The sequence below is a fragment of the Ramlibacter tataouinensis genome, from assembly GCF_027941915.1.
In the GTDB taxonomy this organism is placed as follows: Bacteria; Pseudomonadota; Gammaproteobacteria; order Burkholderiales; family Burkholderiaceae_C; genus Ramlibacter; species Ramlibacter tataouinensis_C.
Genome location: NZ_CP116009.1, coordinates 2696882 through 2719271 on the forward strand (window position 1 = coordinate 2696882; position 22390 = coordinate 2719271).

A 22390-nucleotide genomic window follows, 5' to 3' on the forward strand; every position below is an offset into this window, starting at 1 on the left:
ACGAAGGACGGCCCCGCGGGCGAGGCCGATCGCCTTCATTGTGGGTGCATTCGGTGGCCGATGGCAGCCCTGGCGGCAGCCGAGGCGCGGCCGTGCCGCCGCGCGGATGGGCTCGCCCCGGCGGGAGCCCGGCCGGGGCGGGAGCCGCTACACCGCGGCCGTGACCACCACCTCGATGCGCCACTCCTTCTTCACCAGCTGGCCCTGCACGGTGGCGCGCGGCGGCGCGTTGCCGGGCGCCACCCAGGCTTCCCAGACCTCGTTCATGCCGGCGAAGTCGGCCAGGTCGGGCAGGAAGATCTGGGCCATCAGGATCTTCGACTTGTCGCTGCCGGCGCGCGCCAGCAGCGCGTCGATGGCGGCCAGCACCTGGCGCGTCTGGCCGCGGATGTCCTGGGTGGCGTCGCCGGCCACCTGGCCGGCGAGGTAGGCGGTGCCGTTGTGCACGGCCATCTCGGACAGCCGGGTGCCCACGTCGAAGCGCTGGATCAAGTCGATTCCTTTCGTGCGGGCCCCGCAGGGCCCTGGACAAGCTGCGCCGTCACCCATGGCGGCGCCAGGCCGCCATTGTTGCAGCCGGCCCGCGCTCAGCGCGTGGCCGCCAGCGCCTGCGCCAGGTCGGCCTTGAGGTCGTCGATGTGCTCGATGCCGATCGACAGCCGCACGGTCTCTTCCGACACGCCGGCCTTCTTCAGCTCCTCGGGCGACAGCTGGCGGTGCGTGGTAGAGGCCGGGTGGGTGGCCAGCGAGCGCACGTCGCCGATGTTGACCAGCCGGGTGAACAGCTGGAGCGCATCGAGGAAGCGTGCACCGGCCTCGCGCCCGCCCTTGACGCCGAAGGTCAGGATGCCGGAGGCGCGCCCGCCCAGGTAGCGCTTGGCCAGCTCATGCTGCGGGTGCTGCGGCAGCCCGGCGTAGCTGACCCATTCGACGGCCTGGTGCTGTTGCAGGAACTGCGCGACGGCCAGCGCGTTGTCGCAGATGCGGTCCATGCGCAGCGCCAGCGTCTCGATGCCCTGCAGCACCAGCCAGGCGTTGAACGGCGAGATCGCCGCGCCCATGTTGCGCAGCGGCACCACGCGCGCGCGGGCAATGTAGGCGGCCGCGCCCAGCGCCTCGGTGTACACGACGCCGTGGTAGCTCACGTCAGGCTCGTTCAGGCGGCGAAAGCGCGCCGCATGCTGCGCCCAGGGGAACTTGCCGCTGTCGACGATGGCGCCGCCGATGCTGTTGCCGTGGCCGTTGAGGTACTTGGTCAGGGCGTGCACCACGATGTCGGCGCCGTGCTCGAACGGGCGCAGCAGGTAGGGGCTGGGCACGGTGTTGTCCACGATCAGCGGCACGCCATGGTCGTGCGCCACCCGGGCCAGGGCGGCGATGTCGGTCACGTTGCCCAGCGGGTTGCCGATCGACTCGCAGAACACGGCCTTGGTGCGATCGTCGATCAGCGCGGCGAACGACTCGGGCCGGGCCGGGTCGGCGAAGCGCACCTCGATGCCCTGCTGCGGGAAGGTGTGGGCGAACAGGTTGTAGGTGCCGCCGTACAGCGTGCTGGCCGAGACGATGTTGTCGCCGGCCTCGGCGATGGTCTGGATCGACGCCGTGATGGCCGCCATGCCCGACGCCACGGCCAGCGCGCCGATGCCGCCTTCCAGCGCCGCCAGCCGCTGCTCCAGCACCGACTGGGTCGGGTTCATGATGCGCGTGTAGATGTTGCCCTCGACCTTCAGGTCGAACAGGTCGGCGCCGTGCTGGGCGCTGTCGAAGGCATAGGCCACCGTCTGGTACAGCGGCGGCACCACGGCGCGCGTGGTCGGGTCGGGCGAATAGCCGGCGTGCACCGATCGCGTCTCGAATTTCCAGTTCTGGCTCATAAGGGTCTCCTCGTGCGGCATGGCGCCCGCCGCGAGCCGGCGGGCAAAAAGGGCGTAGCTTGCCTGCGAAATGGGACGCGGCAAGGAACGAGTTCTCATGAGCTTATGGCGGGCCGGCGCGTTGATGCAGCTCAATCCGCGGTGCGAGGGGCGCTGTCGTCAATAACGTCCTACAGACGCCAGGGGGCCGCGCGGAACACCATCGCGCCCCTGTAGTACCACCGCTTGCATCGACACGTGACTTCCGCCAGTGCCTTTGCTCCCGAGCGAGCCCGCGAAACCTCCTTCAACGGCACCCTCTCCCTTGCGCGGCCGGCCCGACCGGCGGTGCGGCCCTTGCAGCCGCACCGCCGCCGGGCCCTGCGTTACCACTTCCACCTCGCCCAGCGGGCAGACCGCTCGCCGGTGCGGGCCGTCGATTTCGACGACCCCGCCGTGTTCGACGCCTGCTGCCGCGTGCTGGTGCGGTGCGCGGTGATCGGCCGGGTGGAGGTGCCGCCCGCCGGCGCGGCCGCCGGCAGCCTGAGCTTCCGCTCCGAGTTGCCGCTGCGCCGCGTGTTCGAACAGCTCGAGCCCACCGTGCAGGCCTGCAACCGCGCGCTGCGCGACACACCCTGGCAGTTCCTGCTGCAGGCGGGCGATCCCTGAATCCGGTCGTTTCCCCCGCGAAGGTGGCGGATCCGGCGCAGCGCGCCTGCAGCGCTTCGATTCCCCTGGATGCGGTCAGGCGGCGTCGGCCGCCCGCAAGGCGGCCACGTCGGGCACCACGATGCGCCGGCCGGCCACGGTCAGCAGGCCGCTCGCCTGCAGCTCGCGCAGCAGGCGCGAGAAATGCTCGGGCGAGACGTGCAGGCGCGCGGCGATCGAGGCCTTGCTGGCCGGCAGCACGACGCCGTCGGGCCCGCCGCCGGCCTCGGCCACCCGGGCCAGGAAGTCGATCACCCGCTGGCGGCCGCCGCCGCGGGCCTGGCGGCCCTGTTCCTGCACCAGGCTTTCGATGCGCGCGCTCAGCGCCGCGATGATGCGGCGCGCGAACACCGGGCTGCGGTCGATCTCCTCGAACACCGCTTCGCGGGGCAGGTGCAGCAGCAGCGCGTCGCCGGCGGCGACCGCATCGACCACCGCCGGGCGCTCGAGGAACATCACGGCTTCGCCGAAGCTGCGGCCGGCCGAGGCCACGCCGGTCAGGCGCTCCCGGCCGTGGCCGTCGCGCGCCAGCAGCCGCACTTCGCCGAACACCACCAGGTACATGCCGGTGGGCTGGTCGCCGATGCGGAACAGCGCCTGGCCGCGCTGCAAGGCCAGGCGCCGGGTGCGCGCCGCCAGCCGGTCGAGGCTGGCCCGGTCCATGCCCTTGAGCAGGGGCAAGGCGGCGAGCAGGGCGCGTTCCCGGGCCGGCGCCAGGCCGGCGCCGTCGCTGCGGGATCGGGGGTCGGATGCGGACACGGCTGCCAGGCCGGCACGGCCCTGCCGCGCCGGCCCACCGGGTGTACCTGCTGCGCCCCCGGCGCGCCTTGAGCTGGCGCAAGCCGGCGCGCGCGGGATCAGGCGCGCAGCTTCTTCCAGCCCGGGTGGTCGAAGGTGCGGCCGTATTCGTTCAGCGCGTTCAGCAGCTTGACGGCACCGTCGCGCGGCCTGGCCTTGGACTTGCCCGCCATCGCCTCGTTGGCTTCGCCGATCTGGCCGATGATCAGGTGCAGCGCCGCGTCGGCGTCCGGCGGCAGCTTGCAGTTGGCCACGATGTAGGCGACCTGCTGCTCGGCCTTGGCGGCGATCGCCTGGTACTGCTCGGGCGCCAGCTTGTTGTCGTGGATGGCGCCCAGCTGCGGCTCCAGCGCGTGGCGGATCTCGGTCATGCCCTGGCGCAGGGCCGCGTCGGTGGCCCAGCGCTTGCCGGCCGGCAGCGGCTTGTCGGCCGCGCTGGCATGGCCGTGGTCATGCGCTTCGCCGGCCGCCAGGGCCGGGGTGGCGGCCACGTTCAGGGCGGTGAAGCCGGCGGCGGCCAGCGTGATGGCCAGCAGGCGGGCGGTGGCGGGGATCGATGTCATGGGGTGTCCTTTCGGTCGGTTGCGGGAAGGACGATGGCCTTCCTCGCCCCGATGGAGCGTCCCGTGCGGCCACGGATTCCGGCGCGCTGGCGCGGTCTTGATATCTGCTAAGAAATGGCCGCGCGGTGCAGGTCGCCGGGCGCTTGCCGCGCTCAGGCCGCCGGCAGCAGCAGCACCGCCCGCAGGCCGCCCGCGGCGCCGCGCTGCAGCTCCAGCGTGCCGCCGTACAGGCCGACCAGGTCCTGCACGATGGCCAGCCCGAGGCCGCTGCCCGGCACGGTTTCGTCCAGCCGCACGCCGCGGCGCGAGGCCTGCGCGCGAGCGGCGTCGTCGATGCCGGGGCCGTCGTCTTCCACTTCGATGCGCACCTGCGGGCGCTGCGTGCCGGCGGTGACCGCCTGCGCGCGGACGTCCACCGCGCTGCGCGCCCACTTGCAGGCGTTGTCCAGCAGGTTGCCCAGGATCTCGTGCAAATCCTGCTCTTCGCCCTGGAAGGCCAGCGCGCCGTCGATGGCCGCGGACTCGATGCGCAGGCCGCGATCGGCATGCACGCGCGCCATCGCCCGCACCAGTCCTTGCGCCACGGGCGCCACCGGCGTGGACTGGCCCCCCGGGCGCGCCAGGGCCGCGGAACGGGCCCGCGCCAGGTGCCAGTCGACGTGCCGCGCCGCGCGATCGACCTGCTCGTGCACCAGCCGGCCCAGCTGCGGCAGCTCGCCGCTGGCCACGGTGCCGGCCGCCAGCCGCTCGGCCGCCTGCCGCAGCACCGCCAGCGGCGTCTTCACCGCATGCGCCAGGTTGCCGGCGTGCTTGCGCGCCTGCTCCACCATGGCGGCGTTCTGCTCCAGCACGCCGTTGAAGTCGTCGACCAGCGGCTGCACCTCGGCCGGAAAGCGGCCCAGCAGCCGCTGCGCGCGCTGGCCGCGCACCGCCTCCAGCGCCTCGCGCAGCGCGCGCAGCGGCGCCAGCCCCACCAGCACCTGGACCCACGAGGCCGCCAGCAGCAGCGCGAACAGCACCAGCAGCGACAGCGCCAGCTGGCCGCGAAAGCGCTGCACCGCCTGGTCCAGCGGCGCGGTGTCGGCCGCCACCGCCAGCCGCCAGCTGGCCTGCGGCTGGCGCGGGTCGTGCACGCTGCGCTCGACCACCAGCACCGGCCGGCCGAGCGGCCCGAGCGCCTCGTGCACGTGCACGGCACCGCCGGGCACGCGGTCGTCCGGCAGCACCAGCGCCTGGTCCCACAGCGAGCGCGAGCGCAGCGCGCCGCTGCGGGCGGGCCCGTCGACCTGCCAGTACAGGCCGGAGTAGGGCCGGTCCCAGCGCGGGTCGCTCAGCCCGGCGCTGTCCACCAGCGGCTGCGCCGCCGGGTCGAAATCCAGCCGCGCCGTCAGCTGGTCGAGCTGGCCCTGCAGGCCGTCGCGGAACTGCTGCAGCGCATGTTCGCGAAACAGCGCCGACAGCCCCCAGCCGGCCACCAGCAGCGCCAGCGCCAGCACCACCGCGGTGGCGGCCAGCAGCCGCCGGCGCAGCGACGGCGCGGCGGCGGGCTTCATGCGCCGGGCACCAGCCGGTAGCCCATGCCGCGCACGGTTTCGATCATGCCGGGCGGCAGCTTCTTGCGCAGGCGGCCGACGAACACCTCGATGGTGTTGGAGTCGCGCTCGAAGTCCTGCGCGTACAGGTGCTCGGTGAGTTCGGTGCGCGACACCACGCGGCCGGGCCGGTGCATCAGGTAGGCCAGCAGCTTGAACTCGTGGCTGGTCAGCGGGACCGGCACGCCGTCGCAGGTCACGCGGCCGCTGCGGGTGTCGAGCGCGACGGGGCCGCAGGTCAGCACCGCCGAGGCGAGGCCCTGGGCGCGCCGGATCAGGGCCCGCAGCCGCGCCAGCAGTTCTTCCATGTGGAAGGGCTTGGCCAGGTAGTCGTCGGCGCCGGCGTCGATGCCGGCCACCTTCTCGTGCCAGAGGTCGCGCGCGGTGAGGATCAGCACCGGCGTGGCCAGCCCGCCGGCGCGCCAGCGGCGCAGCACGCTCAGCCCGTCCAGCACCGGCAGCCCCAGGTCCAGCACGATGGCGTCATGGGGCTCGACCGCGCCGAGGTGCAGCGCGTCCTGCCCGTTGTCGGCGACGTCGACCGCGTAGCCGGCTTCGGCCAGCGCCTGCGCCAGCTGGCGGCGCAGCGCCGGCTCGTCCTCCACCAGCAGCACCCGCATCAGCGCTGCCTCTCGCGGCGCCGCAGCACCTCGCCGGTGCGGCCGTCGACGTCCAGCTTGACCAGCGCGCCGCCGGGCTGCAGCAGCTTGAGCTCGTAGACCCAGCGCTCGCCGTCGCGCTCCAGCTCCACCGCCATCACCTGGCCGGGATGGGTCTGCGCCACCTGCTGCAGCACGCGGTCGAGCGGCAGGACGTCGCCGGCCTGCAGCGCGGCCCGCGCCTGCTCGTGGTCCCGGTGGCGGTCGGCCCGGGCGGCGGGTGCTCCGGACGCCAGCGCCAGCGCCGCGAGCAGCGGCAGGAGGCGGGCGAGGGGACGGATGCGCATCGGGGCTCCGAAGGGCGGGTGGGCGTGCGCCGCATTGTGTCGCGGTCCGGCTGAACGCCACATGAACGCCGCCTTCATCGCGGGTACAGCCGCCGGCTCGCAGCATGGCGGCGCCATTCGATGAAAGGAAGCTTCCATGACGCCTCGCCCGATCCGCGCCGCCGCCCGGCGCGCGCTGCCGTGGGCCCTCGCGCTGCTGGCCGCCTTGAGCGGGCTGGCCGCGCACGCGGCCGACACCTCGGCGGCGCAGCAGTTGCAGCACTGGAGCGCGCAGGCCGACCAGCCCGGCGATGCGGCGGCCGGCCGCGTGTTCTTCACCGGCCGCCATGGCGGCGAGTGGTCCTGCGCGTCCTGCCACGGCAACCCGCCGACCGCCAACGGCCGGCACGAGAGCACCGGCAAGACCATCGCCCCGCTGGCGCCCGCCTTCAACCCCAAGGCCTTCACCGACAGCGCCAAGGTCGACAAGTGGTTCCGCCGCAACTGCCGCGACGTGTTGCAGCGCGAGTGCAGCGCCCAGGAGAAGGCCGACGTGCTGGCCTTCCTGCAGGGGTTCAAGCCATGACCCGCGCCGCTGCCTTCGCTTCGCGCGCGCTGCTCTCGCTGGCCGTGCTCGGTGTTATTCCCGTTGCCGCCCAGGCCGACGGCGGCCGCCGACTGCCGGCGCAGGTGCCGCCGGCCTACACCGCCGAATGCGGCAGTTGCCACCTGGCCTATCCGCCCGGACTGCTGCCGGCGCGCGCCTGGCTGCGCGTCATGTCCGGGCTGCAGGACCACTACGGCACCGATGCGTCGCTGGACCCCGCCACGGTGCAGCAGCTGTCGGCCTGGCTGGTGGCGAACGCCGGCACCTACAAGCGGGTGCGCGAGGAGCCGCCCGAGGACCGCCTGACGCGCTCGGCCTGGTTCGAGCGCAAGCACCGCGGCCTCGAGCCGGCTGCCTGGAAGCTGGCCAGCGTCAGGAGCGCCGCCAACTGCGCGGCCTGCCACACCCGCGCCGAGCAGGGCGAGTTCGACGAGCACCAGTTGCGCATCCCGGCCGGGCTGGACGCCCGCTCGCGCCGCGCCTTCCACGATTGACAAGGAGCCCATGCCATGACTTCCACCTCCCCTTCGCTGGCGGCCGCGACCGCCGCGCGTCCGCCCGCGGCCAGCCGCCGCGCGGTGGACGCGCCCACCCGCATGTTCCACTGGCTGTTCGCCCTGAGCTTTGCCGGCGCCTGGTTGACCGGCGACGCCGAGCGCTGGCGCGCCCTGCACGTGGTGCTGGGCTACACGATGGCCGGCCTGCTGGCGTTCCGCATCGTCTACGGCCTGGTCGGGCCGCGGCAGGCGCGATTGAGCCTGACGTTCCGCCGGCTCGGCGGGTCGCTGCGATGGCTGCGCGGCGCGGTCGCGAGCAGGCTGTCCGGCGTCGATTGGCGGCGCGGCCAGAACCTGCTGACGCCGCTGGCCATCGTGGGGATGCTGGCGCTGGTCGTTCCGGTCACCCTGAGCGGCTACGCCACCTTCCACGAATGGGCCGACGGCGAATGGCTGGAGGAGATCCACGAGTTCTTCGCCAACGCGTTGCTGTGGGTGGTGCTCGCCCACCTGGCGCTGCTGGCGGTGCTCAGCCTACTGCGTCGCCAGAACCAGGCGCTGCCCATGCTGACCGGCCGCCTGCCCGGGCGCGGGCCCGACCTGGTGCAGCAGAACCGCGTCGGCCTGGCCTTGCTGGTGCTGGCCGCCGTGCTGGCGTACGGCAGCTGGGAATGGCAGCAGGCGCCCCACGGACTGCTGCCGTCCAAGGCGCTGCGCGGCGGCGACCACCGCAAGCGCCGGCAGGGCGACGACGACCGTGCGCGTGCGCCGACGCCGGTGCAGCCGGCACCGGTTCGCTCCATACTCGTGTGATGCCCCTCGATGCCACCCGTCCGTACCGATGAAGCCCGCGCGCCTGTGGGCTTGCGTGAGCCTGGCGCCGGCCGTCGTCCTCGGCCGCAGCCAGCGCGGGCTGCCGACGCACCCGGTGGTGCGCGTGCAGCGCCGCTCCAGCGGCGGCGGCGCCGTGCTGACCGGCCCCTGGATGCTGGAGGCGATGCTGCGGCTGCCGCGTCAGCACCCGATCGCGGCCCGGGGCCCGGCGGAAGCCGCGCGCTGGTTCGGTAGCTTGCACCTCGAGTGGCTGCGCGAGCAGGGCATCGAAGGCGCCGCGCTGCACGAAGGCAAGACCACCGCGCACTGGTCCTGCTTCGCCGGCCTGGGGCCGGGCGAGGTACTGGTGCAGGGCCGCAAGCTGACCGGCATCGCCCAGACCTGGCGCCGCCAGAACATCTACCTGGGATCGGGCACCCTGCTGTCCACGCCGCCCTGGCCGCTGCTGTGCGAGGTGCTGGGCCGCCCGTCCGGCGACGCCGCGGAACTGCGCGACCAGGCCACCTCCGCCCAGGAATGCCTGGGCCAGCCGGTGCAGGCGGCCGAGTGGCTGCGCAGCCTGCGCCAGAAATTGGGGTCAGATTCCAATTTCCCGCTCACCAATCGACCAGGCTCAGCCCCACGCTGAACGTCACGCGCCGGCGGTTGTAGTCGAGCAGGCTGTCGCCGTAGCCGGCGAAGAGCTGGGTGTGCAACTGCAGCCCGCTGGGCTCGCCGGTGCCCTTGTCGACCAGCGCGCGGAACCATTCGACGCGCAGCGAGCCGCGGCCGCTGCGCCGCAGCGAGTGGCGCGCGGTGACCGACCACAGGTTGTCGCTGTTGGCCTGCCAGATCGCCTGCAGCTCGCCGCGGCCCAGCCAGTCGGTGATCGCGGGGTTGTCGTCGGTGCCGCCCTCGGCCATGCGGCGCCACAGGCGGCCGTGCAACTGCAGTGCGCCTTTCTCGGCGCCGGCCATCAGGTAGGCGCGGTTCCAGCTGCGCGACAGCGGCAGCGACTGGCCGTTCGACTGGTGCGCCGCGCCCAGGCCGGCGTAACGCAGCCGCCACTGGCCGGGCATGGCCGATTGCACCGGCGCCACGTACATCACCTCCGGCTCGTGGTCGGTGTTGCGGAACGGCCGCGACAGGCCGGGCGTGAACAGCTGCCAGTACGACTGCTGCGTGTAGCCCAGCCAGAGCGAATCGGTCTCGTCCTCGTCGTGCACCAGCAGCCCCTTGGCGATCTTGGTGCGCACCGACAGCTGCAGCCGCAGTTCGGTGTTGCGGTAGGGCACGTCGGCCAGCGCGGTGTTGGTCGGGTTGTCCGACGTGGGCCGCCGGTTCACGCTGTCGGACGCCACCACGTCGATGCTGCTCGGGCGGTAGCCGCGCAGGCCGAAGGTGCCGCAATCGGCGCCGGGCTCCAGCTCCCAGAAGCGCGACATCGAGGAGTAGCGCTGGTCGGCGCAACCCTGGCGCGAGGTCAGGCGCAGGCCGATGCGGGCGCCGGGGGCCGAGCGCACCGGCGGTTCGGGCAGCACCTCGGCAGCCGGGGCCGCAGGTGCCGGGGCCGCGGGTGCCGGGGGTGCGGGCGACGGCGGCGCTACTGGCAACGGCACCGCGTTCGACGAGGCGGCTGCACCGGTCTGTCCCTGCGACCAGCGGTCGAAGCAGGCCAGCCGCGCGGCCGGTTCGGCCAGCGCCGTGCAGGTTTGCCAGGGTTCGGAAGGAGTCGGCTGCGCCTGCGCAGCCAGCGACGCGAACACGAGGCCGGCGGCCCCGCGCGTGAGGAAAACAGGCATCGGGCGATGCTAGCCCGCAAGGCGGCCCGAACCGCCGCGCTTGCGTATCAAGTCGCTACAGCTTCCGCATGGTGAAGCCGAGCGCCTTGCCCTCGCCGCGCGGCTGCCAGCTGCCGCGGATCTCGCGACCGCACGAGCCGGGCACCACCTCGCCCAGCCAGGTGCCGTCGATGCGCCGGCCGTCGGCCGACTCCTCCAGCGTGACCTCGCCTTCCTCGATGTCGCCGGCGACCAGCCTGCGCTCGCCGTCGCGGTTGATGGCGCCGCGCAGGCTCTGTGCATAGACCGGGTGCCGCTCCAGCAGCAGCGTGGCGCCCTGCGCCAGGCCGTCGAACTCGGCGTGCCACAGGCCCAGCATCTGGAGCGGCGTCACTTCGGCCGGCTGCGGGCAGTCGGCGGCATTCGCCAGCGCGCTGGCGCCGCCCAGCAGCAGTGCGGCCAGCCGCGCCTTCATGGCGTGCCGCCCGCTGCGGCGGCGGCCGCTTCGGCGCTGCGGCGCGCGAACTCCGCGCGCAACGCCTTGAGCTTCTCGCGCGGGTCCTCCTTCACCGTGGCCTTGTCCAGCGCCATCTCCGCGATGAAGCGGCTGGGCTGGCCGGCGACCACTTCGCGCCCCTTCTTGCGCTTGCGCAACCAGCTCACCGCCAGCGAGCGCTGCGCGCGCGTGATGCCCACGTACATCAGCCGGCGCTCCTCCTGCAGCCGCTGCAGGATGCCCTCGTTGGCCTGGCCCTTGAGGCCGTCGTCGTCATCCAGCTTGAACGGCAGCAGCCCTTCCACGCAGCCGACCAGCATCACGTGCGGCCACTCCAGGCCCTTGGACGCGTGCAGGGTGGACAGGGTCACCACGTTCTGGTCCTGCTCGCGCTCGGACAGCGTGGACAGCAGCGAGATCGTCTGCGCCACCTCCAGCAGGCTCTTCTTCTCGCCGGCCAGCGCGACGCCGGCGCTGTCGTCGATCTCGCCGCCGCAGCGCTTGGCCATCCAGTCGCAGAAGTCCAGCACGTTGCTCCAGCGCGCCGCCGCCAGCTTCTCGCTGTCCTCGCTGTCGTACAGGTGCTTCTCGTAGCCGATGTCCTTGAGCCAGTCGGCCAGGAACGCCTTCGCATCTTCCGCGCCCAGCGTGTGGCGGGCGCGGTACTCGAGGTCGTTCACGTAGCGGCCGAACTCGTGCAGGCTGCCCACCGCCCGGGCCGGCAGCGCCGCGCCGAGCGAGGAGGAGAACAGCGCCTCGAACAGCGACAGCTTGTACTGGCCGGCGAACACGCCCAGGCTCCCCAGCGTGGTGTGGCCGATGCCGCGCTTGGGCGTGGTCACCGCGCGCAGGAACGCCGGGTCGTCGTCGTTGTTCACCCACAGGCGCAGCCAGGCGCACAGGTCGCGGATCTCGGCGCGGTCGAAGAAGCTCTGGCCGCCCGAGACCTTGTACGGCACCTGCGCCTTGCGCAGCGCCTGCTCGAACACCCGCGCCTGGTGGTTGGCGCGGTACAGCACGGCGAAGTCCTTCCAGTCCTTGCCCAGGCCGGCGGCGCGCAGCGACTGGATGCGCGCCACCGCGCGTTCGGCCTCGTGCTCCTCGTTGTCGCAATCGACCACGCGCACCGGCTCGCCCTCGCCCAGCTCGGAGAACAGCGTCTTGGGAAACAGCTTGGGGTTGGGCTGGATGACGTTGTTGGCGGCGCGCAGGATGGCCCCGGTGGAGCGGTAGTTCTGCTCGAGCTTGACCACCTTCAGCTGCGGCCAGTCCTGCGGCAGGCGCTTGAGGTTGTCGAGCGTGGCGCCGCGCCAGCCGTAGATCGACTGGTCGTCGTCGCCGACCGCGGTGAACCGGCCGCGCTCGCCCACCAGCAGCTTGAGCAGCTCGTACTGGGTGGCGTTGGTGTCCTGGTATTCGTCGACCAGCACATGGCCCAGGTGGCGCTGCCACTTGTCGCGCACTGCGTCGTGCTCGTGCAGCAGCTTCAGCGGCAGGCCGATCAGGTCGTCGAAGTCGACGCTCTGGTAGGCGGTCAGGCGCTCCTCATAGCGCGCCATGATGCGGGCGGTGACCCGCTCGTTGTCGTCCTTGGCCTGCGCCTCGGCCTGGGCCGCGTTCAGGCCCATGTTCTTCCACAGGCTGATCGCCCACTGCCACTGGCGCGCGGTGGCGGCGTCGGTGGTGCCGCCGGCGTCCTTCAGGATCGCCGTGACGTCGCCGGTGTCGAGGATCGAGAACTGGGGCTTGAGACCGAGCGCCGCGCCGTCCTGCCGCAGCAGCCGCACGCCCAGCGCGTGGAAGGTGCAGATCACCACCTCCTTGGCGTCGCGCCCGATCAGGCCCTTGGCGCGCTCGCGCATTTCGGCGGCGGCCTTGTTGGTGAAGGTGATGGCCAGGATGCGGCGCGCCTCCAGCCCGGTCTGGATCAGGCGCGCGACCTTGTGCGTGATCACGCGCGTCTTGCCCGACCCCGCCCCGGCCAGCACCAGGCAGGGCCCGTGCATGTAGTTGACTGCTTCCTGCTGGGCGAGGTTGAGGCCGGACATTCGGGGGGTACTGCGGCGCCCGGGGGCGCGATGGGGAAAGCGGCGAATCATAAGCGGCGGGTCCGGCGCGCACCCGGCAAAAAGGCCGCATGGGGTTGCACGGACAATACGCTGCGTGCTCGACGTCCTGAGGGTCACCTTCCCCTTCTTCGCGCTGGTGCTGTGCGGCTACCTGGCCGCGCGCTGGCGCCTGCTGCCGCTTGAGGCGATCGGCGGGCTCAATGCCTTCGTGCTGTATTTCGCACTGCCGGCCATGCTGTACGAGTTCGGCGCGCGCACGCCGCTGCACCAGTTGCTGGACCCGGTGGCCTTCACGGTTTATCTGGCCTGCGCGCTGCTGATGGTGGCCGGCACCGTGAAATTCAGCCTGAACCCGCGCATCCGCTGGAACGACGCGGCGTTCGGCGCGCTGGTGGCGGCCTTCCCCAACACCGGCTTCATGGGCGTGCCGCTGCTGGTGGCGCTGCTCGGCGCGGCCTCCGCCGGCCCGACCATCCTCACGATCGCGATCGACCTGGTGATCACCAGTTCGCTGTGCATTGCCTTGTCGCGGCTGGACGGCGCCCACCAGCACGGCGCCGCCGGCGCGGCCCGCAAGGCGCTGCGCGGCATGGCGCTCAACCCGATGCCCTGGTCGATCGCGCTGGGCGCGCTGTCCTCGGGCCTCGGCGTGCTGCCGGTCCAGCCGGTGATGGCCACGATCTCGCTGCTGGCCGCCGCCGCCTCGCCGGTGGCGCTGTTCACCATCGGTGCGGTGCTGGCGCGCTCGCAGCTCGTCGCGGCGGCGTCGGAGCACGGCCCGCTGCCGGCGGGCGACTACGTGCCGGTCGCCGCAGCCAAGCTGCTGGTGCACCCGCTGCTGGTGTTCGCCGTCGGCGAGCTCGCCATCGCGCTCGGCCTGCCGCTGGACCGCTTCGCCCTGACCGTGATGGTGCTGGTGGCGGCGCTGCCCAGCGCCAGCAACGTGTCCATGCTGGCAGAGCGCTTCGGCGCCGACAACGGGCGCATCGCGCGGATCATCCTGCTGACCACGGCCGCGGCGTTCTTCACGTTTTCGGCGGCGGTGGCGTTGATGAAATAGGCGCCTGGCGCCGCCTCGGCCGGAGGTCACAGCTGTGTGCGATCGCACGGCGACTGGAAGGTGGTAGCACACGTGCTGCGGTTCCCGCGGCAGGCGCCGCCCGCCGCGCCGCACGGCCTCAAGTCACGCGCTCTGTGCGTGTCCCGCCCGCTGAAGGCGAAAGCATTGGATCCCCGCCTCCGCGGGGATGACGGGGAAAAGGCGTGCCGCCAGCGGACCCTCGAGGGACATCGCTCACGCGCTTCGCCTGCGATCGAGGATCCGCTGCTCCGGCCAGCGCGGCGGCTCGCGCAGGCGGCGGCGCTCGCTGCGCCACCACTTGCGGCGCTCGTTCAGGCGCTCGAACGGGAACAGGCCCTCGAAGGCGGCGGACGACAGGCTGTTGAGCGAGCGGCGCGCCTCGAACACGAAGGCCTGCACCACCTGGCGCTCGCTCACCTCGCGCCCTTCCTCGATGCGGTACAGCGCGTGGATCACGTACAGGCCCAGCAGGGCGGAGATCGCGAACAGGAACTCCCAGTGGGCGAAGCTGAAGATCGCCATCTCCTTCCAGTGGCCGGGCGACTGCCAGCGCACCACGGCCGACAGCTCGCTGGTCTGGAAGGCCTGGGCCAGCGCGCCGGCCAGCACCGGCGCGATGCCGCCGGCCACCGCCGAGGCCAGGCCGATCGCGGCCAGGTACACCGTGCCCTCGCCCTGCGGCGCCAGCTTCAGGCCGAGGTTGCCGGTGGCCAGCGCGATGCCGCCGGTGGCGATGCCCATCACGAAATGCAGCACGTACAGCAGCCCGAGCTGGCCGCGCGCACCGCTCACCGCATCGACGAACACCAGCGCCAGCACGCAGGCGAAGTGCACCGGCAGCGCCACCGCCAGCACGCCCTTGTTGGAGAGCCGGTCCGACAGCCGCCCCCAGAGGTACAGCGTGAGGGCGTTGCTCACCTGGCTGGTGACCCACAGGCTGGTGACGGTGCCCACCGGGTAGCCGAGCTGCTCGATCAGGTAGACGGTCAGGAACGGCGCGGTGAAGTTGGAGGCGATGGTCCACGCCGCCAGGAAGATCAGCAGCCGGCGGAAGTTCGGATGCGTGAACGGCTGGCGCAAGCGCTCGAGCGCGCGCCCGGCCGGGGCGCCGGCCGACATCGCCGGCTCGGGCGCGCGGCCCAGGTGCCAGGAGCTGACGAAGCCGGCCAGGCCGGCCAGGGCGAAGGCCGCGGCGTAGGCGTACATCGGCTGGCCGCGCGGCGCCGCGTCGACCATCCTGCCGGCGATCAGCGTGCCGACGCAGGCCAGGGCCGTGCCGAAGAACAGGCGGCGCGAGAAGAAGTGGCCCAGCCGCTCGTGCGGGATGAGCTGGTGCAGCCAGGAGTTGATGGCGCAGCCGCCCACCGCGTTGAAGGTGGCGATCAGCACCTGCGCGCCGATCAGCGCCGTCAGCGCGAAGCCGCCGCCGATGAACGGCAGGACGGCGGTCGCCAGGATCACCAGCCGCGCCGCCGTCACCGACAGCACGCCGATGCGCCGGCGCAGCCGCACCCGCTCGATCAGCAGCGTGGCCGGCAGCTGCGACGCCTGGGCCAGGAACGGAATGGCCGCCAGCAGGCCGATCTGCAGCGGTGTCGCGCCCAGCGTGAGCGCGAAGGCGACCAGGATCACGCCGCCGGAGAAGGCGCCGCACAGGCTGGCCCAGGCCAGGTCCTGCACCAGCGCGCGCTCGCCGCTGGCGAGCTGCTCGGCCGAGACGTGGGGGACCGGGCGCAGCATCGGTCAGCGCATCCGGCCTGCGCCCGCGCCGCGCCCGCGGCTGGCGATCAATGGTTGCGGTGCAGGCGGGCGGCGCCGTCGCCGTGCAATGCCTTCAGCAGGTTGCGGCCGCGCCGCTCGGTCTCCGGGTCGGGCAGGTCCAGCATCTCGCGCACGCTTGGCAGCGGCTCCAGGCAGGGGCCGAGCGCCGTCTCCAGGGCCGCCATTCCGGTGCTCTCCGGTTCGGGCGAACCGCTGCGCTCGAGGTGCGCCTTGAGGTCGCGCAGCACGCGGTGCAGGAAAAGCTTGGTCGTTTCGGGCACCAGCAGGTCGCCGTTCATCTGCTCCTGGGCTCGGGGAAGATAGGACATCGCACGCACTCCACAAGTTGCGGCCAGTGTGCGGCGCGCCCGCCGAGGCGCCTGTCAGCGACCGGCCTACCCCCCTGTGCGAGCGGCGCCCCTCAGGCCGACAGCCACTGCCGCATCGTGCGAAAGACTGCATCGCTCGCCAGCAAGCCCATGTGGTCCACGCCGCGGGCGACCCAGCGGCGCTCCTCCGGCAGGGCCAGGGGGCCGCCGGCTGCGCCGCCGGCGCGGCCCAGCGCGCTCGCCACCGGCACCAGGCCGTCGCTCAGCCCATCGCCGACGGCACCGGCGATCGCATGGGCGCGCAAGGTGGGCGGCAGGCCGGCGTCGGCGTCGGGCGGCAGCGCCGCGCCGGCGCGTGGATCGGCCGGCAGCACGCGGCCATGGAGAAAGTCGTCGATGCCGGCGCTGTGTCGGCGGGGCAGGCGCGCCAGCGGCAGCAGGCCGGCGGCGCGGCCGGCGCCGATGCGGGCCAGCCAGGCCAGCACCCGGCCCGGCGCGGCGCCGCCGTGCGGCGTGCCGAGGAACACCACGTGCCGCACCCGCGCGGGCCAGGCCATGCCGCAGCGGCCGGCCTGGTGCAGGGCGCTGCGCAGCACCAACCCGCCCAGGCCATGGCCCACCAGCACCACGCCCTGCAGCGCGACGGGCCACTGCGACAGCATCGCCTGCAACTCGGACGCCAGCTCGCGCCCGACGGCCGCGACCGGCCGCCCGCTGCTGTAGTGCGCCAGCACCGGCGTGGCATCGATGGCCGCGGCCAGCGCCTGTCCGTGGTCCTGGCCGTCGTCGGTCTGCCAGTGCAGCGGATCCAGGCCCAGGTCGTGCACCAGCACCAGCACGCGCGGCGTCGGGCTGCCGGCGCGCTGCAGCCGGGTGCGGATCAGCAGCGGGTTGTCGGTGCGCTGCAGGTGGTCGCCGGCGACGGCATTGAGCGCGGCCAGCAGCGCTTCGCGCCGCGGCGACGGCCCGGCCGAATCCCGCTCCTGGCGCGGGTCGGCCAGCGAAGCCTGCAACGAGGCCAGCGCCAGGTCGATCACGCCGCCGGCGAGGCCGGCCGTGCCGCGCAGGCCGTGGTAGATGACCGTGCCCCAGCCGGTGCGCGGCTGCGCAATGCGCGCGCCGCGCACCGCCGGCCGGACCCGGGCCAGGCGGTCGTGCGCCGCCTCGATGCGATCGATGCCCAGCGCCACGCCGTCCATCACCAGCCGCATGCCGCCGCGCAGGTCGCGCACGGCGGCGGCGGCGTGGCGCGGCCATGGCGGATCGGCGGTCGGTGCGGGGCTGGGCATGGGGTCCTCCCTTCGGCGGTGCGCCGCCCATGCTAGGCGGGCCGTTCCCGACGCCTCGTAGGAGGAGGGTGACACATGCAGTGGCCCTGCGGGGCCCTGGCCCAGGGCCGGACCGCACAGCCGGCGCCGCCGCGTTCCTACAGCCCGGCAGCGGTGCGCCTGTCCAGAATGGCTGCAGGACCCGCGGTTGCGGCCGCGCTCCGCTTTCCATCACTTTCCATGCCATCGGGAGATTCGACATGTCCAAGACCACGCTGACCGCCGCGCTCGCGGCCGCCGCCGCCCTGGGCCTGGCCGCCTGCGACGTGCAGAAGACCGACGAGGGCCATGTGGCGCTGCCCAAGTACGAAGTCACCAAGACCCAGGAGGGCCGGGTCGACCTGCCCAACTACAACGTGAAGACGCCGGACGTCGAAGTCGGCACCACGCGCAAGCAGGTCACGGTTCCCGACGTCGATGTGCACGCCGAGAAGAAGACCATCGAGGTGCCCAAGGTGACGGTCACCCCGCCGGCCGAGGAACGGCAGGCGAACGCGACCGGCAAGCAATAGGCGGGGCGGGCCGGCTCAGTCGATCTCGCTGCCGCGGATCACCAGCACCGGCACCGGCGCGAGCCGGATGATCTGCTCGGCGCCGCTGCCCAGCAGCAGCCGGCCCATGCCGCGCCGGCCATGGGTGCCGACCACGATCAGGTCGGCATTCCACCCCTGCGCCGCCTGCGCGATCGATTCGCCCAGGCGGTTGGCGGTGTGTTCGAGCAGGCGGGTCTCCACCTCGACGCCGGCGTCGCGGGCGCGCTGGGCCGCCTCCTGCAGCGACTTCGCGCCGGCTTCCCGCGCCACCGTCAGCAATTGGCCCGAATAGTCCATGCCGGCGACGAAGGCCAGCTCCTCGACCGCATGGACCGCCAGCATCCGGCCGCCCGAGGCGCGGGCGAATTCGATGGCCGTGGCCATCGCCTGCAGCGCGGTGGCGCTGCCATCGACGGGAACGAGGATGCGTTGGTAGTTGGGCATGGGACCTCCTGCAGGTGGCTTGCCGCCAAGCATAGCCTTGGCGGCAGGGCTTGCATCGCCCGCGCGTGCTCGGCACGGCGGGGGCGGCCCCGCTAGACCGGCCGCACCTGCACCTGCGCCCGCAGCCGGTCGATGTCTTGCGGCCGCGCCAGGCTGGTGCCGCCGCCCAGCAGCGCGGCCGCGCCGGCGGCCATGGCGGTGGCGAGCGCATCGGGCAGGTCGCCCCCCCGCGCCAGCACCGACACCAGCCCGGCCAGGAAGCTGTCGCCGGCCCCCACGGTGCCGGCCACGTCGACGCTCAGACCGGGCGCGCGCAGGGACTGATCGCGCGTGACCAGCAGGGCCCCCTTGGCCCCGAGCGAGACGGCGATGATCTCGGCCCGGCCCTGCTCGATCAGCCGGCGGGCGGCGCGCAGCCAGTCGGCCTCGACGGCCAGCGGCTCGCCCGTGAGGGTGCGCAATTCGGACAGGCTGGGCTTGGCCAGGTACAGCCCGGCGGCGAACGCAGCCGCCAGCGCGGGCCCGGAGGTGTCCACCACCAGCCGGCTGCCCAGGCGTTGCGCGGCCGCCGCCAGCGCCTGCTGGAACGCCAGCGGCACGCCCGGCGCCAGGCTGCCGCTGGCGATGATCCAGCGCGGCGCCGGCGCGAAGGCGCCGAGCGCATCGAGGCAGGCGCGCCACTCGCTCTCGGCCAGCTCCGGGCCCGGCAGCACGAAGCGGTACTCGCGCCCGGTGGCGGTTTCGTTCACCGTGAAGCTCTCGCGCGTCTCGCCGCCGATGCCCACGCAGTGCACCGGCACGCCCTCGGCCTGCACCCGCTCGCGCAGGCGGTCGCCGGTGGAGCCGCCGCAGGGGAACACCGCCGCCACCTCGGCGCCGAGGCGGTGCAGCACGCGCGCCACGTTGATGCCGCCGCCGCCCGGGTCGAAGCGCGGCTGCTCGCAGCGCAGCTTGTGAGCGTCGAGCACGCGCTCGGTGCGGGTGGAGACGTCCAGGGCCGGGTTGAGGGTGAGCGTGACGATCGCAGCCATGCGCCCGTTTATACCCACGCACCCGGCTCGCCCGGCGGTGCGCGCAGGCCCCGATGCGGGCCGCGGATCACTGGACCGTGATCTTGCGGGCCGCCGCCGGCGCCTTCTTGGGCAGCTGCAGGCTCAGCACGCCGTCGGCGTACTTGGCTTCCACCTTGATCTCGTCGATGTCGCTGGCCAGGCTGAAGCTGCGCGACATCGTGCCGTAGTAGCGCTCGCTGCGCAGCACCTTGTCGCCAGCACCCTTGGTCTCCTTCTCGCTGCGGCACTCGGCGTCGATGCGCACCACGTTGCCGTCCACCCGCACCTGGATGTCTTCCTTGCGCACGCCGGGCACGTCGGCGGTGACCTGGTAGCCCTGGTCGTTCTCGCTCACGTCGATGCGCATGCGCAGCGGCTGCGAGTCGTCCGCATGGGTCGGCGCGAAGAAGCGGCGGAAGGCGGCATCGAAGGGATCGCTGAACACGGGGTCCAGCACGCGAAGGTTGCTCATGGCCGGTTTCTCCTCACGGGGTGGCGCGGCGTCCAGCGCCGCACTATCGATCCTCGCCAGGGCCGGCGCGGCGTGCCAGTCAGCCGCAACGCCATCGCGTGTAGGCCAAGGCATACGACGGGCTGGACCGCCCGCGATCGAGGCGCCGGCGGGAGCGGGTCGCGTCGCGCGCTGTCGGGTTCCCGAAAAGAAGAAGGCGCCGGCGGTTCGCGCCGGCGCCTCGTGTGGCGCGGATGGGGCGGCGGGCGCCGCCCGGGGGTCAGGAGGCGGGTGCGCCTTCTTCCTTCGATTGCCCGGCCTGGGTGCGCTGCGCCTGGCGGCGGGCGGCCAGCCAGCCGGCGCCCAGCACGCCGACGATGGCCAGCACGTAGACGGCCCAGCGCGAGGCCGTGGCCTGCACGGTCTGGGGGTCGAACACGCCGTCCAGCCACTGCTCGCCGACGATCATCTTGGCCGCCGTGAAGGCCAGCACGGCCGCGCCGAGCTGGATGATGATGGGGAAGCGGTCCACCAGCTTGAGCACCATGGTGCTGCCGAACACCACGATCGGGATGCTCACCAGCAGGCCGATGACCACCAGGTCGAACGAGCCGTGGGCGGCACCGGCCACGCCCAGCACGTTGTCGATGCCCATCAGGGCGTCGGCGATCACGATGGTCTTCATCGCGCCCCAGAAAGTGGAGGCGACCGCCCCGCCGTGTTCGTCCGATTCCTCGTGCGGGGCGATCAGCTTGTAGGCGATCCACAGCAGGCCCAGGCCGCCGACCAGCATCAGCCCCGGAACCTTGAGCAGCCAGACCACGCCGATGGTCATCACCGAACGCACGGCGATGGCACCGACGGTGCCCCAGACGATGGCCTTCTTGCGCAGGTGCTCGGGCAGGTTGCGCGCGGCCAGCGCGATGACGATGGCGTTGTCGCCCGCCAGCACGAGGTCGATGAGGATGATGGCCAGCAGCGCGGAGAACCAGGCCGGCGAAAGGAATTCCATGGTGAGAAGGGCTCCAGGTCTTGACTTCGGGGTGTCCGGGGCGACGGCGCCGGCGCAAGGCCGACGTCCGGCACCCAGGCCGTCGTCGAAGGTCTTGCTCGGCTTGATGAGTCCGGCCCGGCGTGCCGGAAGCCGCGCAGCGGCTTCGTACTGACGACACGTCGATCGGCGCGGCCGGGATCGCCGGCGCGCCGGGGAGCTACTCCCCTTCGCAGGCCGCGATTAGAACACGCAGGCTGCACAGCCGGAATACGTAGCGTCCGCATGTCCCGGCGTCGGCGAGGGGGCTTGCAGCAGGCGTGCGCCGGCGACCCGCTCCGCCGCTTGCGCTGCGCCAGCGGCCTGCCGCTGCGGGCGCCCCGGCGACCGCGCGATCCACCGACAATCGCGGCATGAGTTCGGCCCGCACCGTCTGCCTGATCGGCGCGCCCACCGACATCGGCGCCAGCGTCCGCGGCGCCGGCATGGGCCCGGACGCGCTGCGCGTGGCTGGCCTGGCCGAAGCGCTGCGCGCGCACCGGCTGGAGGTGGTCGACCGCGGCAACCTGTCCGGCCCGCCCAACCCCTGGCAGCCGGCGCAGGGTGGGGCGCGCCACCTGGACGAGGTGGTGGCCTGGAACTGGAGCGTGTACGGCGCCGTCGAGCAGGCCCTGGCCAGCGGACAGGTGCCGCTGCTGATGGGTGGCGACCACTCGCTGGCGATCGGCTCGATCAGCGCGGTGGCGCGGCACTGCCGCGCCCATGGCCGGCAGTTGCGGGTGGTCTGGCTGGACGCCCACACCGACGTCAACACCGAAGCCATCAGCCCGAGCGGCAACCTGCACGGCATGCCGGTGGCCTGCCTGCTGGGCCACGGCCCGGCGCCGCTGGTGGGCTGGAGCGGCGAGCCGGCCGCGCTGGCGCCCGGCCAGCTCGACTTCATCGGCATCCGCAGCGTCGATGCCGACGAGAAGGAGGCGATCCGCCAGCTCGGCCTGCAGGTGTTCGACATGCGCCACCTGGACGAGCACGGCATGCGCACCACCATGGCCGAGGTATTGGCCGACGTGCACGAGGACACCCACCTGCACGTGAGCTTCGACCTCGACTGCCTGGATCCGATGGAGGCGCCCGGCGTGGGCACCGGCGTGCGCGGCGGCCCCACCTACCGCGAGATGCAGCTGTGCATGGAAATGATCGCCGACACCGGCCGGCTCGGCTCGCTCGACGTGGTGGAGATCAACCCGGCGCTGGACGTGCGCAACCGGACCGCCGAACTGGCGGTGGAGTTCGTGCGCAGCCTGTTCGGCGCCTCGACGCTGGTCCGCTGAGCCGGCAGCCGTTTCGGCCGCGTCACGTCGGCCGCAAAGTGTGATCGGCGCGCCCTGCTGGGCGGCTGCGCGGCTAGGCTGGTGGGTTGCAGGGAGACCGCCCCCGTGGACCCCGAGCTGGAACAGCAGGACTTCGCCCCGCCGCCCGAGCGGCGGCTGCTCCTGCGCGGCCTGCCGGTGGCGATCGTGGCCAACGTGCTGCTGATCCTGGCGCTGGCCGCCAGCCTGGACTGGAAGCGCGCGCCGGACCCGTCGCTGGCGGCGATCCCCTTGCCGCCGCCGGCCGCCACCCCGGCCGAGCCGACCCAGGCGATGGGCGCGCCGCCCGCGCCGCCCGCTGCCGAAGCCGCCGCAGCGCGCCGCCCACCGCCGCGCTCCCGCTGAATC

Annotated in this window: 26 protein-coding genes; 9 read left to right on the forward strand and 17 right to left on the reverse strand. The window is 73.1% G+C overall.

All coding sequences use genetic code 11. From position 1 onward, the window contains the following. Window positions 1-147: 147 nt before the first annotated feature. Together PE066_RS12790 and PE066_RS12795 are read right to left on the reverse strand one after the other, a co-directional pair. Window positions 148-492: a RidA family protein gene (locus tag PE066_RS12790; protein WP_271232919.1), complete on the reverse strand. Its 345-nt coding sequence runs from the start codon at window positions 490-492 to the stop codon at window positions 148-150. Between the two features lie 95 nt (window positions 493-587). Next, window positions 588-1874: an O-acetylhomoserine aminocarboxypropyltransferase/cysteine synthase family protein gene (locus PE066_RS12795; protein WP_271232920.1), complete on the reverse strand. Its 1287-nt coding sequence runs from the start codon at window positions 1872-1874 to the stop codon at window positions 588-590. A gap of 237 nt (window positions 1875-2111) precedes the next feature. Between PE066_RS12795 and PE066_RS12800 the strand changes: the two genes are divergently transcribed. Next, window positions 2112-2522: a hypothetical protein gene (locus PE066_RS12800; protein WP_271232921.1), complete on the forward strand. Its 411-nt coding sequence runs from the start codon at window positions 2112-2114 to the stop codon at window positions 2520-2522. 75 nt (window positions 2523-2597) lie between these two features. On the opposite strand, the gene PE066_RS12805 is transcribed toward PE066_RS12800, so the two are convergent. The 5 genes from PE066_RS12805 to PE066_RS12825 all read right to left on the reverse strand — a co-directional run bounded on the left by PE066_RS12805 (window position 2598) and on the right by PE066_RS12825 (window position 6460). Next, window positions 2598-3320 carry a Crp/Fnr family transcriptional regulator gene (locus tag PE066_RS12805; protein WP_271232922.1) on the reverse strand — a complete coding sequence of 241 codons (723 nt, stop codon included), beginning with the start codon at window positions 3318-3320 and terminating at the stop codon, window positions 2598-2600. 98 nt (window positions 3321-3418) lie between these two features. Next, the gene (locus PE066_RS12810; RefSeq protein ID WP_271232923.1) at window positions 3419-3922 is read right to left on the reverse strand and encodes a hypothetical protein; all 504 of its coding nucleotides are present in this window, start codon (window positions 3920-3922) and stop codon (window positions 3419-3421) included. A 152-nt stretch (window positions 3923-4074) separates the two neighbouring features. Continuing rightward, the gene (locus PE066_RS12815; protein ID WP_271232924.1) at window positions 4075-5475 is read right to left on the reverse strand and encodes a sensor histidine kinase; all 1401 of its coding nucleotides are present in this window, start codon (window positions 5473-5475) and stop codon (window positions 4075-4077) included. Further along, entirely contained in the window at window positions 5472-6134 is a 663-nt protein-coding gene (locus tag PE066_RS12820) for a response regulator transcription factor (RefSeq protein WP_271232925.1), read from the reverse strand. Before PE066_RS12820 ends, PE066_RS12815 begins: the two co-directional genes overlap by 4 nt. Then, on the reverse strand, window positions 6134-6460 hold the full coding sequence (locus tag PE066_RS12825; RefSeq protein WP_271232926.1) for a PepSY domain-containing protein: 327 nt from the start codon (window positions 6458-6460) through the stop codon (window positions 6134-6136). The genes PE066_RS12820 and PE066_RS12825 overlap by 1 nt, the downstream gene beginning before the upstream one ends. Window positions 6461-6596: 136 nt before the next feature. On the opposite strand from PE066_RS12825, the gene PE066_RS12830 reads away from it, so the two are divergent. The 4 genes from PE066_RS12830 to PE066_RS12845 are packed head-to-tail and all read left to right on the forward strand — an operon-like array spanning window position 6597 to window position 9005. Next, window positions 6597-7025: a DUF1924 domain-containing protein gene (locus PE066_RS12830; protein WP_271232927.1), complete on the forward strand. Its 429-nt coding sequence runs from the start codon at window positions 6597-6599 to the stop codon at window positions 7023-7025. Further along, a complete protein-coding gene (locus PE066_RS12835; protein WP_271232928.1) occupies window positions 7022-7540 on the forward strand; it encodes a diheme cytochrome c in 519 nt (172 codons plus the stop codon). The genes PE066_RS12830 and PE066_RS12835 overlap by 4 nt, the downstream gene beginning before the upstream one ends. A gap of 15 nt (window positions 7541-7555) precedes the next feature. After that, window positions 7556-8356, forward strand: a complete 801-nt coding sequence (locus tag PE066_RS12840) for a cytochrome b/b6 domain-containing protein (RefSeq protein ID WP_271232929.1) — start codon at window positions 7556-7558, stop codon at window positions 8354-8356. Between the two features lie 28 nt (window positions 8357-8384). Then, window positions 8385-9005 carry a lipoyl protein ligase domain-containing protein gene (locus PE066_RS12845; protein WP_271232930.1) on the forward strand — a complete coding sequence of 207 codons (621 nt, stop codon included), beginning with the start codon at window positions 8385-8387 and terminating at the stop codon, window positions 9003-9005. Here the strand turns inward: PE066_RS12845 and PE066_RS12850 are convergent. The 3 genes from PE066_RS12850 to PE066_RS12860 are packed head-to-tail and all read right to left on the reverse strand — an operon-like array spanning window position 8974 to window position 12681. Further along, a complete protein-coding gene (locus tag PE066_RS12850) occupies window positions 8974-10158 on the reverse strand; it encodes a phospholipase A (RefSeq protein WP_271232931.1) in 1185 nt (394 codons plus the stop codon). The two genes, PE066_RS12845 and PE066_RS12850, sit on opposite strands and share 32 nt — an antisense overlap. A 55-nt stretch (window positions 10159-10213) precedes the next feature. Further along, a complete protein-coding gene (locus tag PE066_RS12855; protein WP_271232932.1) occupies window positions 10214-10612 on the reverse strand; it encodes a hypothetical protein in 399 nt (132 codons plus the stop codon). After that, a complete protein-coding gene (locus PE066_RS12860; protein WP_271232933.1) occupies window positions 10609-12681 on the reverse strand; it encodes an ATP-dependent helicase in 2073 nt (690 codons plus the stop codon). Before PE066_RS12860 ends, PE066_RS12855 begins: the two co-directional genes overlap by 4 nt. Before the next feature lie 115 nt (window positions 12682-12796). Here PE066_RS12860 and PE066_RS12865 point away from each other — a divergent pair, with 115 nt between their 5' ends. Further along, the gene (locus PE066_RS12865) at window positions 12797-13762 is read left to right on the forward strand and encodes an AEC family transporter (RefSeq protein ID WP_271232934.1); all 966 of its coding nucleotides are present in this window, start codon (window positions 12797-12799) and stop codon (window positions 13760-13762) included. A gap of 234 nt (window positions 13763-13996) precedes the next feature. Here PE066_RS12865 and PE066_RS12870 read toward each other — a convergent pair whose 3' ends face one another. The 3 genes from PE066_RS12870 to PE066_RS12880 form a co-directional block, all read right to left on the reverse strand. After that, window positions 13997-15523, reverse strand: coding sequence for an MFS transporter (locus PE066_RS12870; RefSeq protein WP_271232935.1), 1527 nt, complete (start codon window positions 15521-15523; stop codon window positions 13997-13999). Between the two features lie 47 nt (window positions 15524-15570). After that, window positions 15571-15873: a hypothetical protein gene (locus PE066_RS12875; protein ID WP_271232936.1), complete on the reverse strand. Its 303-nt coding sequence runs from the start codon at window positions 15871-15873 to the stop codon at window positions 15571-15573. A gap of 92 nt (window positions 15874-15965) precedes the next feature. Next, entirely contained in the window at window positions 15966-17162 is a 1197-nt protein-coding gene (locus PE066_RS12880; protein WP_271232937.1) for an esterase/lipase family protein, read from the reverse strand. Between the two features lie 239 nt (window positions 17163-17401). Here PE066_RS12880 and PE066_RS12885 point away from each other — a divergent pair, with 239 nt between their 5' ends. Then, complete coding sequence (locus PE066_RS12885; protein WP_271232938.1) at window positions 17402-17713, forward strand: hypothetical protein; 312 nt, start codon at window positions 17402-17404, stop codon at window positions 17711-17713. A gap of 15 nt (window positions 17714-17728) precedes the next feature. On the opposite strand, the gene PE066_RS12890 is transcribed toward PE066_RS12885, so the two are convergent. The 4 genes from PE066_RS12890 to PE066_RS12905 all read right to left on the reverse strand — a co-directional run bounded on the left by PE066_RS12890 (window position 17729) and on the right by PE066_RS12905 (window position 20693). Next, on the reverse strand, window positions 17729-18178 hold the full coding sequence (locus PE066_RS12890) for a universal stress protein (protein WP_271232939.1): 450 nt from the start codon (window positions 18176-18178) through the stop codon (window positions 17729-17731). Between the two features lie 92 nt (window positions 18179-18270). Next, window positions 18271-19209: a 1-phosphofructokinase family hexose kinase gene (locus PE066_RS12895; protein ID WP_271232940.1), complete on the reverse strand. Its 939-nt coding sequence runs from the start codon at window positions 19207-19209 to the stop codon at window positions 18271-18273. A gap of 67 nt (window positions 19210-19276) precedes the next feature. Continuing rightward, window positions 19277-19702, reverse strand: coding sequence for an Hsp20/alpha crystallin family protein (locus PE066_RS12900; RefSeq protein ID WP_271232941.1), 426 nt, complete (start codon window positions 19700-19702; stop codon window positions 19277-19279). Between the two features lie 259 nt (window positions 19703-19961). Further along, on the reverse strand, window positions 19962-20693 hold the full coding sequence (locus tag PE066_RS12905) for a TerC family protein (protein WP_271232942.1): 732 nt from the start codon (window positions 20691-20693) through the stop codon (window positions 19962-19964). 392 nt (window positions 20694-21085) lie between these two features. Between PE066_RS12905 and rocF the strand changes: the two genes are divergently transcribed. Then, complete coding sequence (gene rocF, locus PE066_RS12910; RefSeq protein WP_271232943.1) at window positions 21086-22003, forward strand: arginase; 918 nt, start codon at window positions 21086-21088, stop codon at window positions 22001-22003. 105 nt (window positions 22004-22108) lie between these two features. Beyond that, the gene (locus tag PE066_RS12915; protein WP_271232944.1) at window positions 22109-22387 is read left to right on the forward strand and encodes a hypothetical protein; all 279 of its coding nucleotides are present in this window, start codon (window positions 22109-22111) and stop codon (window positions 22385-22387) included. Window positions 22388-22390: the final 3 nt, after the last annotated feature.